We start from the raw sequence: 19620 nt of genomic DNA on the forward strand, positions 1-19620 counted from the left end.
AGTTCACACGAACTGGTTTGTTTTAAAAATAAATTTTCAGAAAATTGAAAATAATGATTGAATTTTTCAGAAAAAGGTGTACAATAGGGAGTATCTATAAATTGAAAGATAAGAAAAAGAGGAAAAGACTATGACAGTAAATCTTGATTGGGAAAATCTTGGCTTTTCATATATGAAATTGCCCTATCGCTATATCGCTTATTATCGGAATGGTCAGTGGGAGGAAGGCAAGCTGACAGAAGATGCGACCCTGCATATTTCTGAGTCTTCACCAAGTCTTCACTATGGCCAGCAGGCTTTTGAGGGACTGAAGGCTTATCGGACTAAGGACGGCAGTGTCCAGCTTTTCCGTCCAGACGAAAATGCTAAGCGTCTGCAACGCACTTGCGATCGTCTCTTGATGCCACAAGTTTCAACTGAAATGTTTGTGGAAGCGTGTAAGGCTGTTGTCCGCGCCAATCAAGAATATGTACCGCCATATGGAACAGGGGGAACTCTCTACCTTCGTCCCCTTTTGATTGGTATCGGAGATATCATCGGGGTAAAACCAGCAGAGGAGTACATTTTTACGATTTTTGCTATGCCAGTCGGAAACTACTTCAAGGGTGGTTTGGTTCCAACCAACTTTTTGATCCAAGACGAATATGACCGAGCAGCTCCCCACGGTACAGGTGCAGCTAAGGTGGGTGGTAACTATGCAGCTAGCCTTTTACCAGGTAAGATGGCGAAGTCTCGTAACTTTTCAGATGTGATCTACCTAGATCCGTCAACTCATACCAAGATTGAAGAAGTTGGATCAGCCAATTTCTTTGGAATCACCAAGGACAATGAATTTGTGACACCGCTGAGTCCATCTATTCTGCCATCCATTACCAAATATTCTTTACTTTACTTGGCAGAGCACCGCTTGGGCTTGACGCCAATTGAAGGTGATGTTCCGATTGATAACTTAGATCGCTTTGTCGAAGCAGGAGCCTGTGGCACCGCGGCTGTTATCTCACCAATTGGAGGAATCCAGCATGGCGATGATTTCCATGTGTTCTATAGCGAGACAGAAGTCGGGCCAGTGACCCGCAAACTCTACGATGAGCTGACTGGTATCCAATTTGGTGATGTGGAAGCTCCAGAAGGTTGGATTGTAAAAGTAGACGAATAACCCAAGAGCCCTTTGAGGCTCTTTTTATTGAGGAAATCACTTGCCAGCTTAGCTATTTTTGTGTAAAATAGAAACTTGAAAGAGGTAGAAGAATGAGTAAAAAAGATAAAAAAATTGAGATTCAGATTGCAGATAGTAAGGTGAAGCTTGGCGCTGATCAATTTGATGGCTACACCCTTTCTATAGGGAAAAAGGTCATTGGCGAGATTGCCGAATTTGACGGCCAATTTGCTATTGTCAAAAATGGCAATGTTGAAAGTTTATATAAAAAGCTTGAAAAAGCGGTGGAAACTTTGATTGAAACCTACAATTTAGGAAAATAAGGGCTTGCGCTTTTATTAGATTAATGATATAATTGATATCGTTGATTGTCGGAGAGATAGCGAAGAGGCTAAACGCGGCGGACTGTAAATCCGCTCCTTCGGGTTCGGGGGTTCGAATCCCTCTCTCTCCATTTGATCATTGGGGTATAGCCAAGCGGTAAGGCAAGGGACTTTGACTCCCTCATGCGTTGGTTCGAATCCAGCTACCCCAGTTCTTAGGTAATATATCAGATAAAGGATAAAATATCGTCGGATATTTTATTTCTTTATAGGGTGGAAAACGTTAAAGATACATCAAATGTCGTTTGCGGGTGCTTAGGAAAATAATTATAAGTATGTCAAGTAATATACTTGATTGTTGGAGGATTTTTTTAGATGAATGAATTTGAAGATTTGCTAAACAGTGTTAGCCAAGTCGAACCAGGTGATGTCGTTACTGCTGAAGTATTGACAGTGGATGCTAACCAAGCTAATGTTGCCATTGCTGGTACTGGTGTTGAAGGGGTTTTGACTCTGCGTGAGTTGACAAATGATCGTGATGCTGACATCAATGACTTTGTAAAACCAGGTGACACACTTGAATTGCTTGTTCTTCGTCAAGTAGTAGGTAAAGATACAGACACAGTTACTTACCTAGTATCTAAAAAACGTTTAGAAGCTCGCAAAGCATGGGACAAATTGGTTGGTCGTGAAGAAGAAGTCGTTACTGTTAAGGGCACTCGTGCTGTTAAAGGTGGACTTTCTGTTGAGTTTGAAGGACTTCGTGGATTTATTCCAGCTTCAATGCTCGATACTCGTTTCGTTCGCAACACTGAACGTTTTGTAGGTCAAGAATTTGACGCTAAGATTAAAGAAGTAGATCCAAAAGAAAACCGCTTCATCCTTTCACGTCGTGAAGTTGTAGAAGCAGAAGCTGCTGCAGCACGTGCAGAAGTATTTGGTAAATTGAATGTTGGTGATGTTGTAACTGGTAAAGTTGCTCGTATCACAAGCTTCGGTGCTTTCATTGACCTTGGTGGTGTTGATGGTTTGGTTCACTTGACTGAACTTTCTCACGAACGTAACGTTTCACCAAAATCTGTTGTTTCAGTTGGTGACGAAATCGAAGTGAAAGTTCTTGATTTGAACGAAGAAGAAGGCCGCGTGTCTCTTTCACTTAAAGCTACAACCCCTGGACCATGGGATGGTGTTGAACAAAAACTTGCTGCTGGCGATGTAGTTGAAGGCACAGTAAAACGTTTGACTGACTTCGGTGCTTTCGTTGAAGTATTGCCAGGTATCGACGGGCTTGTTCACATCTCACAAATTTCACACAAACGTGTTGAAAATCCAAAAGATGCTCTTAAAGTTGGTCAAGAAGTAACTGTTAAAGTTCTTGAAGTGAATGCTGCTGCTGAGCGTGTATCACTTTCTATCAAGGCTCTTGAAGAGCGTCCAGCCCAAGAAGAAGGCCAAAAAGAAGAAAAACGTCAATCTCGTCCACGTCGTCCACGTCGTCAAGAAAAACGTGACTTCGAGCTTCCAGAAACTCAAACTGGTTTCTCAATGGCTGATCTTTTCGGTGATATCGAATTGTAATTTACTTAAGAAGAGGCTGAGTTTCTCAGCTTCTTTTTTCGTCTTTTCAAGTGGGAGTTTGCATTCGAGTCATTTATTGTGATACTTGCTCTTTATGCATATTCAGTTTTATTTAAGCGAAAGATGCTAGACTAAATCTCTCGTGCATTTTATGAGAAAGGAGCTTGCCGTGAAGTTTATTTTCAATTCTATTAGATTTATAGTTCGCTTGCTTTGGCGGCTCATCTGGGGGCTTATTTGGTCTGTGGCACTCAGTTTTCTTGTTCTTGTAGGTGTTTTTTATTTTACTACTTCGACAGAGACGGGGGCAGAGGGATTATCGCAGGCTCTTCGAACTACTGTTACTCAAGTGGATCAATTTTTAACGCATCAAGGACTTTCCACTGGTCTTCAGACTAGTGAGGGAATTCAGCCCCATCAGCTGACAGATGAGCATAAAGGGACGGGAGCTCGCTGGGAGAAGGCTGGTGCTACGGTATATATCGATACCACGAATGCAACTTTACGTTCAGCCTATCAGGAGGCCATTAGTTCTTGGAACCAGACAGGAGCTTTCACCTTTCAAATCATCAATGACAAAGAAGAAGCGGATATCGTTGCGATGGAAATGAATGATGGCAATGTCAGTGCAGCTGGCGAGGCAGAGTCCAAGAACAACCTGCTGACCAATCGTTTCACCCATGTGACTGTTCGCCTCAATAGTTACTACTTGTTGGACAGACGCTATGGTTATTCTCATGAGCGGATTGTCAATACAGCAGCGCACGAATTGGGCCATGCTATCGGATTAGACCATAATGAGGAGGAATCAGTGATGCAGTCGGCAGGCTCATTTTATAGTATTCAGCCAGCAGATATCCAGGCTGTAAAAGACTTGTATCAATCATAAAGGTATGCTAAAAACGATTTTTAATTTTGTTAGACGCTTCCCAGAGCAAGTTTTCCTCTTTCTTTTTAACTCAGGAATTTTTGCTTGGCTGTGGAAAAGCGGCAGCGATATTGCTAACCAGCTAGGCGTGACAGCGGCTTGGGAAACTCATATTCCAGCGCCCATTCAGGCCTTCTTTGGAGAGAATGTTGAGACAGTTCAAGGATTTTTCCAACATTCAGCCATTATGTGGTTGATTGGTTCCATGATGATTCTATGGATCGTTCGTTTTGTTAAAGGGATGATAAAGCTAAGTCTTTTTGTTTTAATTATTTTGCTGGGCATCTATCTGATTTTGCAGAATCAATCTATTCTCAATAGTTTTATGTAGAGAGGCTGGGACAAAAGTCCTAGCCTCTCAATTGTCTTTGGATTGTCGAGTAAGACGCAGTGGTTGAGTGGGCTCTACTAGGGTGATTTCATCAGCTTTTACAGCCCTACTCAACTGTCCCACTCTCTTTTTCTTTTGGGGAGCTGAGTTCGCTTTCTCTTGAATTCTGATAGCTGTACTTCTGGAAATCTGCTATAATGGTCTTATGATTATTTTACAAGCAAACAAGATTGAACGCTCTTTTGCAGGGGAGCTACTTTTTGATAATATCAACCTGCAGGTGGATGAGAGTGACCGGATTGCACTGGTCGGTAAAAATGGAGCTGGCAAGTCAACCTTGCTCAAGATTTTGGTGGGCGAGGAAGAGCCGACGTCTGGTCAAATCAATAAGAAACGATACCTGTCCCTGTCCTATCTGGCTCAGGACAGCCGCTTCGAATCGGAGAATACTATCTACGACGAGATGCTGCTGGTCTTTGATAGCCTGCGCCAGCAAGAAAAACGCTTGCGGCAGATGGAGCTGCAAATGGGAGAATTGTCAGGGGAAGACCTGACTGCTCTCATGACCCAGTATGACCAGCTGTCAGAGGATTTTCGCCAAAAGGGTGGTTTTACCTACGAGGCCGATATTCGAGCTATTTTGAATGGTTTCAAGTTTGACCAGTCCATGTGGCAGATGAAGATTTCTGAGCTTTCAGGTGGGCAGAATACCCGCCTAGCCCTGGCCAAGATGCTGTTGGAGAAGCCAGAGCTGCTGGTCTTGGATGAGCCAACTAACCACTTGGATATCGAGACCATTGCCTGGCTAGAGACTTACTTAGTCAACTACAGCGGTGCTCTGATTATCGTTAGCCATGACCGCTATTTCCTAGACAAGGTAGCAACCATCACGCTGGATTTGACCAAGCATTCCTTGGATCGCTATGTGGGCAATTACTCTAGCTTTGTGGTCCAAAAGGAGCAGAAGCTGGCCACTGAAGCCAAGAACTATGAAAAGCAGCAGAAGGAAATCGCTGCGCTGGAGGACTTTGTTAATCGCAATCTAGTTCGGGCTTCCACTACCAAGCGGGCTCAGTCTCGTCGTAAGCAGCTGGAAAAGATGGAGCGTTTGGAGAGGCCGGAGACCGGCAATCGCTCGGCCAATATGACCTTCAAATCCGATAAGGTTTCGGGAAATGTTGTTCTGACCTTGGAAGATGCGGCTATTGGCTACGGAGAGGAAGTCCTGTCGGAGCCGATTAACCTTGATATTCGCAAGTTTAATGCGGTAGCTATTGTCGGGCCAAATGGGATTGGAAAGACGACCTTGATTAAGTCACTAATCGGTCAAGTGCCCTTTATTCGAGGCAAGGAGCAGCTGGGAGCTAATGTGGAAGTGGGTTACTATGACCAAACCCAGAGCAAACTGACTCCCAGCAATACAGTTCTTGATGAGCTATGGAATGACTTCAAGCTAACGCCAGAGGTCGACATTCGCAATCGCTTAGGCGCTTTCCTCTTCTCGGGGGACGATGTCAAGAAATCGGTCGGCATGTTATCAGGTGGAGAGCGGGCGCGTCTGCTTCTAGCCAAGCTGTCTATGGAAAACAACAACTTCCTCATCCTGGACGAGCCGACCAACCATCTGGACATTGACAGCAAGGAAGTACTGGAAAATGCCCTGATTGACTTTGACGGCACCCTGCTCTTTGTCAGCCATGACCGTTACTTTATCAATCGCGTGGCTACTCAGATTATTGAGCTCTCTGAGACAGGCTCTACCCTTTATCTGGGTGATTATGACTACTATCTGGAGAAAAAGGCAGAGCAGGAAGCCATGCAGGAGGAGACAGAGCAGGCCAGTCCTGACAAGCCAGCACCTGCCAATGACTATCAGCTTCAAAAGGAAAACCAGAAAGAACAGCGCCGGCTTGCCCGCCGCCTAGAACAACTGGAAGCGCAAATCGAGGATTTGGACAGCCAGATCAGTCAGCTTCAGGAAGCCATGCAGGCCACTAATGACGCCGCCGAACTCATGGAGAGCCAGCAGCAAATCGAACAGCTGACCACCGCCCAAGAAGAAGCCATGCTAGAATGGGAAGAACTAGCGGAGAAGGTGTAGGAATAGAAAGGAATAGATACTATGTTTAAGATTGCTTGGGATAATGCATCATATTATAAAATTTATAAAAAGTGAGAAAGCTCCGAATACGTTTGTGTTCTACACAGAAGGATGGGATGATTATCGTTATAAAATAACTTATATAGTATGTTTCTATAATCAAGATTTAGAGGAGACTCTTTTAGGATATTATAGAATTTACAATCCAGAGGTCGAGGAGAAGTCTGTACCAAAGCGGATTTCCATTCTGATAGACCAAGATTTAGATAATGACAGTTTTTATAGTTACGATAATGATTATAATATTGTAAGTATAAAAGATACATATTATTCATTGGCTTGGAGTAGTAATTTTTATCAAGAATTATATAAACTCGGAGCAGAATACTATGAAAAATTTTTGAAGATATTTCGAGATTTAACAGTTATAGACTTACCTGATGATATAAAAGAAAACGTGGGTGTAAAAAAAGCTCTGTTAAGAAATAATGACATAACAAATAGTGAAGAGATTATAGAGCTAAATCAACAACTTAAGAAGATTGATGAAAGATTAAATATTGGGAATTGGGTATCTGTTATTGTAGAAGAATTAAAAGATGATCAACTAGATGATGAGAAAATAGAATCTTTTTCTAAAATTATTGAAGTTTATGATTTTGATTATGATTTATATTTTGATTCATTGAGTGAGTTAGTTAGAGTTTGTATAGAAAAATATCATATGCCGAACTTTGATAAAATCTACAAATTAATAAAGTTATTACTTGATAAGACTGATTTTGAACAATTAAAGTCAGAATTGGAAGTTAGTAAAAATGATGATTTAAGAAAAATAAAAACTAGTGTTATGAAAATTAAGGATACATTAAAATACCCTAAAACTTCAAACGATGACAGTTCTGTTCACTCTCCAAACGATGACAGTTCTGTTCACTCTCCAAACGATGACAGTTTTGTTCACTATACTTCCCTAAAAACCTTAAAATTTTTACTTTATAAATCTGATGAGAATAAAAGCTATCCTAAATTACGGCTAAGCAATGCTAGACAGATGAATGATCCGAATGAAGGATACACATTGTTTAATCTCATAGGAATTGAAAAAAAGGATCTACCTATAACTGATTATGATAGCTCGCCGTTCTTCTTTGCTTCTATGACAAAAATTGGGAAAGATCAAAAGCTAGATGATAGTCTTCCAATGTGGAAACAATACGGTGATGATGCGAAGGGAATTAATTTAACTTATCATTCAGATTATATAAAAAGTTTAATAGATGAGGGAATAGAAATTTATGAAGTTTGTTATAAAATTGAGGAAAATTCACTAGAAGAGGAAATCAAGACAATAAAATCAGCATTAGACAACATTAGAACGTATGAGGACAGCGACAGAAAAAAATTCTTCTCTATGGCCTTGAAATTAATAGATGTCATTCGTTATTTATTTAAAGAGGCGGATTATAGCTATGAAAAAGAGTATAGGATTATTAAATCTTATGAAGGTAAGAATAAAGAAATTATTACTAGCGATAGTTCCAATAGTGTGATTCCTGGTCTATATGTCTATATTGATAAACAACTAAAATACTCCAAAATTAAACTAGGTCCTAAATGCGATGATATTGATTTTGTTGCTCCATATATCAAACACATTGATGGGGAAATTGAGGTAACTCGATCCGAGATTTCATATCGTTAATCATTTATTTCTATCAGGAAATTTCTCTGGACAGCATGCGCAATGTCTATTTTTTCAAGGAAAAGAAAGCATTCTTCATGTAATCTAAGTTCTTTTAGAGCAAAGTCAGCCCGTCAGATTTTCTGAAAAGCTATTTTGGAGCAAAATGGCTCTATCAGATTTTCGGCCGATAAAATTTTAACGAAATGAGGCTCTTCCGAAAGTAGAATCCGAACAAGGGGTGATGAAGGTAATTTTGAAAGAGCTACTTAGGGAAGCGAAACAGCAATTAAAGAAATTAAAGTGGTAAACAAATGGAAGATTTAGGCAAAGTTTTTCGCGATTTTCGTTTAAATGGACAGTATTCTTTGAAGGAAGCGGCGGGTCAGGTTTGCTCGACCTCTCAGCTGTCTCGTTTTGAGCTGGGTGAGTCGGACATGACCCTCTCGAAATTTTTAGATCTTTTGGATAATATTCATGTGACTCTTGAAAATTTTATGGACAAGGCTCGGAATTTCCAGCAGCATGAGCACGTGGCCATGATGAGTCAGATTATCCCTCTTTACTACTCAAATGACATCAAGGGATTTCAAGACTTGCAAGCGGAGCAGTTGGAAAAGGCCAAGGATAGCAACGCACCTCTTTACTATGAGCTGAATTGGATTTTGATGCAGGGCTTGATTTGTCAGCGAGACAGTCAGTTTCGCATGAGGCAAGAGGATTTAGATAAGGTGGCCGATTATCTCTTTCAAGTGGAAGATTGGACTATGTATGAGCTTATCCTCTTTGGAAATCTCTATAGTTTCTATGATGTGGACTACGTCTACCGTCTGGGCAAGGAAGTCATGGAGCGGGAGAGCTACTATAAAGAGATCGGTCGCCATAAGAAATTAGTCTTGATTATAGCGCTCAATTGTTACCAGCATTGTTTGGAAAGTTGTTCTTTTGATAAGGCTAGTTATTTTGAGGCTTATGTAGAGAAAATCATTGGCAAGGGCATCAAACTCTATGAACGCAATGTGTTCCTCTATCTAAAAGGTTTTGCAGCTTATCAGAAGGGGCAGAAGAAGCAGGGAATCAAGCAAATGCAGGAAGCCATGCATATCTTTGAAGTGCTGAATTTACCAGAGCAAGTTGCCTATTATCAAGAGCATTTCGAGAAGTTTGTAAAAGTGTAATTTCCCAAATATGGGAAAAACAAAGAACCTCCCTCTATTTCTGATACAATAGTTTCAGAAATGGAAGGAGGTGTTTTTATGAATCGACATGCTGCACAGCTGATTACACGGGCTGCTATTAATAAAATTGGAAATATGCTCTATGACTATGGAAACAGCATCTGGCTTGCTTCTTTGGGAGCTCTGGGACAAACGGTCTTGGGCATTTACCAGATATCGGAGCTAATTACTTCCATCTTATTCAATCCTTTTGGGGGAGCTATTACGGACCGCTTTTCCAGACGTAAGGTGCTGATGGTAACGGACTTGATTTGTGCTGGACTTTGTCTGCTGATTTCCTTTATCTCTAATGACCGACTCATGATTGGAGCACTAATTTTTGCCAATGTGGTTCAGGCTATAGCCTTTGCCTTTTCTCGACCAGCTAATAAGTCCTACATCACTGAAATTGTGGACAAGGAAGACATTGTGGCCTACAATTCTCATCTGGAGCTGGCCTTGCAGGTTATCAGTGTCTCAGCTCCAGTTCTGTCTTTTATCGTGATGCAGTATGCAAATCTGCGCGTGACCCTTCAGCTAGATGCCCTTAGCTTTTTTCTGGCTTTTTCCTTGGTTTATTTTCTGCCCAATCATGAGCCAAGCAAGCAGAAGTCTCCCATCAATCTTGGAAATATCCTGAGAGATATCAAGGAAGGTTTAGTTTATATCCGTCAGCAAAAAGAAATTTTCTTTCTGCTCTTGGTAGCTTCTGCAGTTAACTTTTTCTTTGCGGCTTTTAATTATCTGTTGCCTTTCACTAATCAGCTCTATGATAAGACAGGCTCTTATGCGACTATTCTGAGTTTGGGCGCTATTGGCTCAATCATAGGAGCCATTCTAGCCAGCAAGGTCAAGGCCAGTATGGGAAATCTTCTTCTAGCCCTGTTATTGACAGGTGTTGGAGTCGCAGTCATGGGCGTCTCTGCCTTGCTACCGGTTCATCCATATTTCTCCTATTCTGGTAATCTAATCTGCGAACTCTTTATGACTGTGTTCAATATTCATTTCTTTAGTCAGGTTCAGACCAAAGTGGAGCAGCAGTACCTAGGCCGCGTTTTCTCGACTATTTACACGCTGGCAATTCTTTTCATGCCTCCTGCGACTTTCCTGATGACGCTGCTACCGAGTGTCCACACCCTTTCCTTTCTCCTGATTGGTCTGGGGGTAATAGGATTGGCTCTCATTTCCTTCTGTTATCAAAAGAAAATAGAAAAAACTAGGAGAGTGGGACAGAAATCGGTAATTCGTTAGAATTCGATTTCGTCGTCCCACCTCCGCACAGTTGAGTAGGGCTGTAAAAGCTGATGAAATCAGCGTAATAGAGCCCACTCAACCACTGCGTCTTGCTCGACAATCCAAAGACAATTGAGAGGCTAGGACTTTTGTCCCAGCCTCTATTTTGATCTTTTGTCTTGCATGTTTTCAGCTTATTCTTTTAACCAAAAAGCTGGGTTCTAATGAGAATTTTTAAAGTCATTACTAGCCTAATTTGGCTTAGAACTTTATTTCTAAGCTACCATCCCAATCGGCTGAGAAATTAGTAGTGCAAGGTATTTGAATAGCTGGTGGAAAAAATTTTCCATTAGAATATGATTATAATCATTGTTCCTTTCTAGCAAAAGTAGTATGATGAAGTAAAAGTAAAATAAACGGAGTGAGGAATGAAAGATTTTCATTTTGATGCGATTTCAGCATTTGAGAACTATAAAATTGAGGAGGCCAAGGACGGCCATGTTTTAGTAACGACAGAGGTCGTCCCCTCTTCTTTGAATTACTATGGCAATGCGCATGGAGGCTACCTATTTACCTTGTGCGATCAGATTAGTGGTTTGGTCATCATTTCCCAAGGTGCTGACGCCGTGACCCTACAATCCTCCATCAACTATCTCAAAGCGGCTAAGCTTGGTGATATCCTAAGTATCACGGGGAAATGTGTCCATGCTGGCCGAACGACTAGAGTGGTAGATGTGGATATTACCAATCAAGACGGTAGAAATGTATGTAAGGCGACCTTTACCATGTTTGTCACTGGAGAAAGGGGAGAAAATGCGCAAGTTAGAATATAAACATTATCTTTTTGACTTTTATGGAACCCTGGTGGATATCAGGACTGCCGAAGATGATCCGACTTTATGGCTGTATCTTTCCCACATCTATGCAGCTTATGGAGCAGATTATCAGCCAGAAGACTTGAAAAAGAAATATGGGCAATTGGTAGTAGAGCAGGAAAACAAGATAGCTCAAGAGAAAAGCGTTGCCTATCCAGAGGTTGATTTGGTGGCGGTTTTCATTCAGCTTTTGCAGGAAGCACCATCTAAGCATGAAACCCAGACTCCGCTTCCAGATGTGCAGGCTTGGGGAGAGCAGTTGGCTGTGACTTTTCGGAGTTTGTCTCGTCGTCAGCTCTATGCTTATCCGAATACCCTCAAAGTTTTAAAGGCCATTAAGGACCAGGGAGGCGATATTATATTGCTATCCAATGCTCAAAAGGCTTTTACAATGCCAGAAATTGAATTGACGGGTTGTGCTCCCTATCTGGATAAAGTTTATATTTCTTCTGATTATCAGATCAAAAAACCACAAGCAGAATGGTTAGAGCTTGTGTTGGAAGAGAATCAGCTCAATCCAGAAGATACGGTGATGGTTGGCAATGATTTTTCTACGGATATGGCTATTGCTCAAACTGTTGGGATTGATGGAGTGTTGCTGAACACTTTCCCATACTCGGATGCAGAGATAAACAAGCTCAATAAAATGCAGTCCAGGGTCATTACAGATATAGGAGAACTGCTGGAAAATAGGAAGTAAAAGATGCCTTGGAGGTCTTTAAACAGTTTATTCACAGACCAAAACTGTGGATAACTCAGAGAAACATTACGATTTGATAGAAAAATTGTGGATAACCTTTATTAATTTGCTTTCTTATGATATAATAGCCCATATAAATAAAAATAGAAGAGGTATGTGAAATGTCACGTAAACCATTTATTGCCGGTAACTGGAAAATGAACAAAAATCCAGAAGAAGCAAAAGCATTCGTTGAAGCCGTAGCATCAAAACTTCCTTCATCAGACCTTGTTGAAGCGGGTATCGCAGCTCCAGCTCTTGACTTGACAACTGTTCTTGCTGCTGCAAAAGGTTCAAATCTTAAAGTTGCTGCTCAAAACTGCTACTTTGAAAATGCGGGTGCTTTCACTGGTGAAACTAGCCCACAAGTTTTGAAAGAAATTGGTACAGACTACGTTGTTATCGGTCACTCAGAACGCCGTGACTACTTCCATGAAACTGACGAAGATATCAACAAAAAAGCAAAAGCAATCTTTGCAAACGGTATGCTTCCAATCATCTGTTGTGGTGAAAGCCTTGAAACTTATGAAGCTGGTAAAGCAGCTGAATTCGTAGGCGCTCAAGTATCTGCTGCTTTGGCTGGCTTGACAGCTGAACAAGTTGCTGCATCAGTTATCGCTTATGAACCAATCTGGGCTATCGGTACTGGTAAATCAGCTTCACAAGATGACGCACAAAAAATGTGTAAAGTTGTTCGTGACGTTGTAGCTGCTGACTTTGGCCAAGAAGTTGCTGACAAAGTTCGCGTTCAATACGGTGGTTCAGTTAAACCTGAAAATGTTGCAGAATACATGGCTTGTCCAGATGTGGACGGAGCTCTTGTTGGTGGGGCATCACTTGAAGCAGAAAGCTTCCTAGCTCTTCTTGATTTTGTGAAATAAGAATAACAATAAATGGCTTGTCGCCTTAAAGGTGGCAAGCTTTTTAAAAGTTTGGAGAAAAAAGGTGAAATCAAAGGAACTTATCTATTTAGCCAGTACAGCTATATTGCTAGCAGCAACGGCTAACGTGGTACAGGCAGAAGAAAATACGCCGACAACCACAGACCCTGAAGTAGCTAAAGCAGAACTTCAAGTAAAAAATGATCATCAACCTCAGCAGGGAGCCTTAGCAGAAGTGGTGTCTACCGATCAACAGGTAAAACAAGAAACCTCGGTACGTAAAAGCTGAAGCTAGTCCAGTATACAAGGCACCAGAAAATACTGGCACCTGCTGCTAGTCTGGTCAAGGAGAATGTACCAGAAAATAAAATCAAGTGAACAAGCAAAATCAGCTGCTTCTGAAGAGATTAAGAATCCAGTAAAGGTTGAGCAGACTTCCCCAGCGATCAGCGCCAGTCCTGGTTCCAAAAAAGGCGGCACTTCTTTTTATAATGTGGCTTCTTCAGCAGGACAAACAGCGCGTGGCAATTCAGAAGCAGAAATCAAGGGCTCTACCTTTGTTGGATGTGAGTAGTCATAACGGCCATATCAGCGTAGAAGACTATCGCCAATTAGCATCCAAAGGTGTCGGCGGTGTCGTCGTTAAACTGACAGAAGGCACCCACTATACTAATCCTTTCGCTGAGTCTCAGGTTCGGAATGCGCAAGCAGCTGGTTTGCAAGTATCAACCTATGCCTTCTCGCACTATACAAGTGATGCAGAAGCGAGAGCAGAGGCCCGTTACTATGCTGCCTTTGCTAATAAACTGTCCTTGCCTAAAAATACAGTCATGGTCAATGACATGGAAGACTCTAAAATAGCAAACGGGGATCAACCAGCATACTCAGGCTTGGGCAGATGAAATGCGCAAGCAGGGATATGACAAATCTGATGTATTATACGAGCGCTAGCTGGGTTGACCAGAATAACCTACGCCACAAAGGTTCAATCAATACATCTCTTTTTGGCCTTGATAATTTTTGGATTGCTCAGTACCCAGCACCTAAGCTAAGTGCAAATGATGCTAAAAGTTTGAAGTATAATAGCAGAGCAGGAGCTTGGCAATTTACTTCTCAAGCACAATTGTTGCCAGGTAAGCATGTTTTCGACCAGAGTATTGACTATTCTGGAAGATTTACAGCTAGAGCTACTTTGGTTAAACAACCGCTGACAGGTAAGATTAGCATTCAAAATAATAATACCAAAAACTGGCACATTTGATGTCGTTGTTTCCGAAGTTTCCGCACCGCATGGAGTTCAGGAAGTTAAACTTCCAACTTGGTCCAGTGAGCGTGGGCAAGATGATATTGTTTGGTACACTGCGACGAAGCAAGCCAACGGAACTTATAAGCTGACAGTTAATGCTGCCAACCATAAAGGTTCTACGGGCGAATACAATGTTCACTTGTATTACGTTCAAGGTGACGGTAAGTTGGTCGGCGTCGGTGGTACAACGACTAAGGTTTCAGTTGCTAAACCAGAAGGTAAGCTGACTATTGCCAACAACGATCCAAAGACCGGCACTTTCGATGTGATCGTGTCTGAAGTTTTTAGTCCACAAGGCGTTCGTGAAGTCTTGCTTCCGACTTGGTCAAATGATCAAGGTCAAGATGACATCATCTGGCACAAGGCACAGAAACAGTCAGACGGAACTTATAAATTTACTGTCCGTTCCAGCGAGCATAAGAATTCTGTTGGCGACTACAGTGTCCACTTGTACTATATCCAAAACGACGGCAAGATGGTCGGCGTCGGAGGTACAACGACTAAGGTTTCAGTTGCTAAACCAGAAGGCAAGCTGACGATTGCCAACAACGATCCAAAGACCGGTACATTCGATGTGATCGTGTCCGAGGTTTCTAGCCCACAAGGCGTTCGTGAAGTCTTGCTTCCGACTTGGTCAAATGAGAATGGTCAGGATGATTTGATTTGGCACAAGGCACAAAAACAGTCAGATGGTACTTATAAATTCACCGTCCGTGCCGGCGAGCACAAGAATTCTGTTGGTGACTACAGTGTCCACTTGTACTATATCCAAAACGACGGCAAGATGGTCGGCGTCGGAGGTACAACGACTAAAGTCACTCGAGCTTCAGTTGCTAAGCCAGAAGGCAAGCTGACGATTGCCAACAACGATCCAAAGACCGGAACGTTCGATGTGATCGTGTCCGAGGTTTCTAGCCCGCAAGGTGTTCGTGAAGTGCTGCTTCCAACTTGGTCCAATGAGAATGGTCAGGATGATTTGATATGGCACAAGGCGCAGAAACAGTCAGACGGTACATATAAATTCACCGTCCGTGCCAGCGAGCACAAGAATTCCGTTGGTGACTACAGTGTCCACTTGTACTTTGTTCAAAATGACGGCAAGATGGTCGGTGTCGGCGGTACAACTACTAAGGTTTCCATTGCGACAGGGGAGAAACCACAAGGAAAAATCAGTATCCAAAATAAAAACAATGAAACTGGTGAATTTGATATCGTCGTTTCTGGTGTTGTAGCTCCAGAAGGGGTCAAAGAAGTCTACCTTCCAACGTGGTCCAGTGAAAACGGACAAGATGATATTAAGTGGTACACAGCAGAACGCCAAGCAGATGGTACTTATCGCAAGCATGTTTATGCGAGAGATCATAAAAATAGTCAAGGCGAGTACAATGTACATCTATATTACTTGAACAATCGTAATCAGCTGCAAGGAGCTGGTGGAGAAAAGACCACGATTTCTATTACGCGTCCTCAGGCGCCTAGCAACCAGCGGGATCGTGTGCTTGCAGCAGCGGCTGCTCTAGTCGGTGTCAAGGGAGGCAGTGCTGAGCACCATCGTCTGGTCAATGACTATAATAGCGTTAGACCGTTACCGGTTGGTTATGCTGTGAAGAATTCAGATGACTGGTGCGATATTTTTACGACAGTTATTTTCCAAAGAGAAGGCTTGAGCGATCTCATCGGTCGCGAATGCGGTGTTGAGCGCCATATTCACATCTTTAAACGTCTAGGTATCTGGAATGAAGATGGTAATTCTACACCTAAAGCCGGCGATATTATCACCTTTAACTGGGACAAAGATACCCAGCAAAATGATGGATGGGCTGATCATATCGGTATTGTCGAAAAAGTCGAAAATGGCATCATTCATACGATTGAAGGTAACAGTAACAACGAAGTTAAACGCAATACTTACCGCATCGGTCATGGCAATATCCGTGGTTTTGCATCACCTCGTTATAGATAAACACAAAAAACCAAGGGAAACCTTGGTTTTTTAACGTCTTAGAATTTTCTTTATGAGCTGAAGCAGCTTAAATTTGAGAGGGTTAGGATAATAACGGAAAGTCCCCATTTTTCGGACGATGAAGCCGTTGAAGTTCTGCTTGAAGCGCAGAACACCGTCAGAACCGTCGAAAATTCCCATAATGCCGAGGAAATTGTAAAATGGGATACCTCTCTTGATGCTTTCGGTCATAACGTATTCCTGCAGCAGGGCTGGAGCGTAGAATTTGTTAAATTCAGGATAGGAGCCGCTGAAGAGGTAGGTTGTTTCCTGGGGAGTATAGATAAAGAGGCTGGCAGCTAGGATCTGATCTTGGTCGCCGTATTTTTCAATCAGTTCTTGGGCTTCAGCTTTGCGGGTTTCAAAGCTGTCAAACTGACTGGAAAACTCTCGCAGCTGATTTTGCTTCTTTTCAGATTGAGGATTGTTTTTCAAGTCAGCCTGCAGTTTCTGAATTTTCTGCCTCAGTTTTTCTTGATCTTTTTGTAAGTTCTGAAGATAGTCCTTGAAGTTGAGACTGGCTGTCATAAAGTCCGCCTGCTGACCAAAGCTATCATAAAAATCTTGATAGTAGTCTAGTGGCTTATCATCGTATTCCCGTCGGTCAGAAGTAGCAGCTGTGATGTCTTTGAAAATGCTGAGTTGGTCACGTTCCAGCCTTTTTAGCTTGATACCAAAGGTATTAGCCTTTTTGACAGTCGCCTTGCCATTTTTACTGAAGGATTTGAGCAAGTCTTTCTCTGTCAGACCAACTAAGTCTTTGACATAATGCCAATCAGGCTCCCCGCCTGGATAGCCTGTCTGTAAGCCGTCAAAGGCAAAGCCCAAGTCCGTCAGTTGCTGGATAAGCTCGACTTTTTCATCAGATGTGGGCTGGCCATTGCTGTCAAAGGTCTGGTACGTCTCGTAGGGCTTGATGATGAGCTCTAAGGCGCCTTCTTTTTTAGCGTAAGCCTGCAAGGATTGATAGAAGGGAGTCAGGTATTGAGCATCAGTAGAGACAGGGCCGCAGTTGATTTCCATATGGAGGCCGCCAGTCATAGGCATGCTGTAGAGGACAGCTGACACCACTACCTGTCCCTGCGGGTCAGTGTAGCCGACATATCGGGTACTGAAGCCACGCTTGCTCAGCAGCTCTGCCATTTCCACGGTCTGCATAAAAGAGCGTTGGGAGCTAGCTGAGGTATGCTGGATGAATTCTTCTTGGCTGAGAAGTTTGAAGGTCATAGGCTTCCTTTCTTTTAATGCTTGCTGCGCAGTTTCTTTCTGAGAGTGTAGGCCAGATTGGAGAGGTGGTAAAGAGGATTGGTCGGCAAGTTAAACTCACCAGCAAATTCCTCAATGGTCGGATTGAACTTGGATTTAAAACTGTAGAGACCACCCTTGAGGTCATTTTCGATTCCGCCCATATTTTGCCAATCAGCTCCACGCTCAAAAGCATGTTTGGCCGTTTCGTACCAAGTGATGATGGCAGGCTGGTAACGACGGTACTCCTCGTCCATTCCGGCATAGATATTTTCAGAGGTCTTGCCGTATTCTAGGACCAGCGTGCCAGACAGGGGAACGACAGCAGCACCTTGGCTGATTTTGTCCTGCAGAAAGTCAATCTCTTCCTGGAGGCGTTTCTGTTCTTGCTGGTTATTCTCAATCTTGCCGGGTTTGGTTTTCTCGGTAAATTTCTCTGCTTCTTTAAGTGCCTTAGTCAGCTGAGCCTGCAAGTCTTCCAAGCGTGCCTTTAGATTAATGCTGGACAAGGTGATGTAGGAGTGCTCAGGATAAGTATCCAAGAGTTTTTGGTAATAGTCTTTGCCGCGTAGGTGGATGTTTTTTCTGTTTTCTGTCTTCTTCATTAAAGCTGAAAAGTCATCCAGCAATTCTGCTCCGCCAAATTGGATTTGAATGCCTTTGTTACGGGCTGTACGAATAGCCTGTCGAGTACTCTTAGAAAGCAACTCTTCGCTGAAATCTTCTTTATGGATATTGGCCTGCAAGCGAGGCTGAATGGTTTCGTCCAGAGACTCAGTCCGTCCGACCCAGACAGCTCCTGCTTGCTGTAACTGTTGAATCAGCTCAATCGTCTCTGCTTTGTCTTGCAATTCACCGCCCATCTTGCTCTCTGCCAAAAAGAGGCTGGGATCAAACTTGACAAAAAGCGCTTTTTTCTCCTTGGCAAATTTCTTGAGCGACGCCAAAACAAAGGTCAGCAGCTCCTTGTCACTATAGTCCATGATAGGACCGCGCGGGATATAAAGCATGGTCATCCCCAAAGGCAGTGGTTTGATTAGGATACTGGCTGCAGCAACCAAGTGGCCGTCTTTATAGAAGCCCAAGCGCTCATTTCCCCAGTTGTCCTTGATTTGAGCCCAGGCTGCGCTCTGCAGGAGATTGGTCTGCGGATGAGCCATGACAAAATCATCGTGTTCCTGAGCTGAAATTCCAATTTTGTAGCTGTACATTATTTTAAAACCCACTCTCTAATAGCGTGTGCTACGCCGGATTCTTCGTTCGATTTGGTGATATATTTGGCGATTTTCTTGAGTTCTTCCTTACCGTTTTCCATGACAACAGGAGAGCCGACAGCTTCCAGCATGGCGCGGTCATTTTCTTCATCACCGATAGCCATGGTCTGCTCCTTGCTCAAGCCCAGTTTTTCAGCCAGATGGAGGATAGCAGCTCCTTTATTGACAGTTTTTTTGACAATTTCTAGATAGAAAGGAGCTGATTTGACCAGTGTATATTTTTCGGCTAATTCCGGTGGCAGCTTGGCAATGGCTGCATCCAAAATTTCCGGCTCATCAATATACATGCACTTAACGATTTCTTTATTGATCATTTCTTCAGGTGTGCGGTAGAAGATAGGCATGCTGACAAGATTGGACTCGTAAACAGTGTACTTGCCGATGTTGCGATTGGCAGTATAAATGCCGTCCTTGGTGATGGCATGCATGTGGACACCTAATTTTCGCCCAAGCAGTTCGATATCCAGATAGTCGTCATAGGTCAGTGTTTCTTTGATTAATTCTTGACCTGTGACAGTATCCTGCACCAGTCCACCATTGAAAGTAACGACATAGTTGTCGGGCTGATTAAGCTCAAGTTCCTCGAGAAGTTTTTGAACACCCGCAATAGGACGGCCGGTTGCAATGACGATCTTGACGCCAGCAGCCTTGGCATCCTGAACAGCGCTGAAGACTTCAGGAGTGATTTCTTTTTGGTTATTTAAAAGGGTGCCGTCAATGTCAACGGCAACTAATTTGATAGACATA

Annotated in this window: 15 protein-coding genes, 2 tRNA genes and 1 pseudogene; 15 read left to right on the forward strand and 3 right to left on the reverse strand. The window is 42.7% G+C overall.

Going from position 1 to position 19620, the window contains the following annotated elements; translation table 11 throughout:
- The first annotated feature begins 130 nt into the window (after positions 1–130).
- The 15 genes and pseudogenes from I872_RS02700 (at position 131) to I872_RS02770 (ending at position 16315) form a co-directional block, all read left to right on the forward strand.
- Positions 131–1156: a branched-chain amino acid aminotransferase gene (locus tag I872_RS02700; protein ID WP_015604622.1), complete on the forward strand. Its 1026-nt coding sequence runs from the start codon at positions 131–133 to the stop codon at positions 1154–1156.
- Between the two features lie 92 nt (positions 1157–1248).
- Positions 1249–1479, forward strand: coding sequence for a DUF2969 domain-containing protein (locus tag I872_RS02705; protein ID WP_015604623.1), 231 nt, complete (start codon positions 1249–1251; stop codon positions 1477–1479).
- A 50-nt stretch (positions 1480–1529) separates the two neighbouring features.
- Positions 1530–1610: transfer RNA gene (locus I872_RS02710), tRNA-Tyr, on the forward strand.
- Between the two features lie 9 nt (positions 1611–1619).
- A tRNA-Gln gene (locus I872_RS02715) sits at positions 1620–1691 on the forward strand.
- A 163-nt stretch (positions 1692–1854) separates the two neighbouring features.
- The gene (rpsA, locus tag I872_RS02720; RefSeq protein ID WP_015604624.1) at positions 1855–3057 is read left to right on the forward strand and encodes a 30S ribosomal protein S1; all 1203 of its coding nucleotides are present in this window, start codon (positions 1855–1857) and stop codon (positions 3055–3057) included.
- 151 nt (positions 3058–3208) lie between these two features.
- Positions 3209–3946 (forward strand): matrixin family metalloprotease, encoded by a 738-nt coding sequence (locus I872_RS02725; RefSeq protein WP_172456445.1) that lies wholly within the window; start codon positions 3209–3211, stop codon positions 3944–3946.
- Between the two features lie 4 nt (positions 3947–3950).
- Positions 3951–4316, forward strand: coding sequence for a hypothetical protein (locus I872_RS02730; protein WP_015604626.1), 366 nt, complete (start codon positions 3951–3953; stop codon positions 4314–4316).
- Positions 4317–4521: 205 nt separating this feature from the next.
- Positions 4522–6417 carry an ABC-F family ATP-binding cassette domain-containing protein gene (locus I872_RS02735; protein WP_015604627.1) on the forward strand — a complete coding sequence of 632 codons (1896 nt, stop codon included), beginning with the start codon at positions 4522–4524 and terminating at the stop codon, positions 6415–6417.
- A gap of 43 nt (positions 6418–6460) precedes the next feature.
- Entirely contained in the window at positions 6461–8122 is a 1662-nt protein-coding gene (locus I872_RS02740; RefSeq protein ID WP_148284581.1) for a DUF2971 domain-containing protein, read from the forward strand.
- A gap of 293 nt (positions 8123–8415) precedes the next feature.
- The gene (locus tag I872_RS02745) at positions 8416–9279 is read left to right on the forward strand and encodes an Rgg family transcriptional regulator (protein ID WP_015604629.1); all 864 of its coding nucleotides are present in this window, start codon (positions 8416–8418) and stop codon (positions 9277–9279) included.
- Between the two features lie 78 nt (positions 9280–9357).
- Positions 9358–10569, forward strand: a complete 1212-nt coding sequence (locus I872_RS02750; protein ID WP_015604630.1) for an MFS transporter — start codon at positions 9358–9360, stop codon at positions 10567–10569.
- 410 nt (positions 10570–10979) lie between these two features.
- A complete protein-coding gene (locus I872_RS02755; RefSeq protein WP_015604631.1) occupies positions 10980–11384 on the forward strand; it encodes a PaaI family thioesterase in 405 nt (134 codons plus the stop codon).
- A complete protein-coding gene (locus I872_RS02760; protein WP_015604632.1) occupies positions 11365–12126 on the forward strand; it encodes an HAD family hydrolase in 762 nt (253 codons plus the stop codon). The genes I872_RS02755 and I872_RS02760 overlap by 20 nt, the downstream gene beginning before the upstream one ends.
- Before the next feature lie 161 nt (positions 12127–12287).
- The gene (tpiA, locus tag I872_RS02765) at positions 12288–13046 is read left to right on the forward strand and encodes a triose-phosphate isomerase (protein WP_015604633.1); all 759 of its coding nucleotides are present in this window, start codon (positions 12288–12290) and stop codon (positions 13044–13046) included.
- A gap of 64 nt (positions 13047–13110) precedes the next feature.
- Positions 13111–16315: pseudogene (locus I872_RS02770) on the forward strand (GBS Bsp-like repeat-containing protein).
- A 30-nt stretch (positions 16316–16345) separates the two neighbouring features.
- Here the strand turns inward: I872_RS02770 and I872_RS02775 are convergent.
- From I872_RS02775 to yidA, 3 genes are read right to left on the reverse strand one after another with little or no spacing between them, the layout of a single operon-like run.
- Complete coding sequence (locus I872_RS02775) at positions 16346–17581, reverse strand: aminoacyltransferase (RefSeq protein WP_015604636.1); 1236 nt, start codon at positions 17579–17581, stop codon at positions 16346–16348.
- A gap of 14 nt (positions 17582–17595) precedes the next feature.
- Entirely contained in the window at positions 17596–18810 is a 1215-nt protein-coding gene (locus I872_RS02780) for an aminoacyltransferase (protein WP_015604637.1), read from the reverse strand.
- A complete protein-coding gene (gene yidA / locus I872_RS02785; protein ID WP_015604638.1) occupies positions 18810–19619 on the reverse strand; it encodes a sugar-phosphatase in 810 nt (269 codons plus the stop codon). Before yidA ends, I872_RS02780 begins: the two co-directional genes overlap by 1 nt.
- Position 19620: the final 1 nt, after the last annotated feature.

Origin of the sequence: Streptococcus cristatus AS 1.3089 (assembly GCF_000385925.1) — a bacterium.
GTDB classification, from domain to species: domain Bacteria; phylum Bacillota; class Bacilli; order Lactobacillales; family Streptococcaceae; genus Streptococcus; species Streptococcus cristatus_B.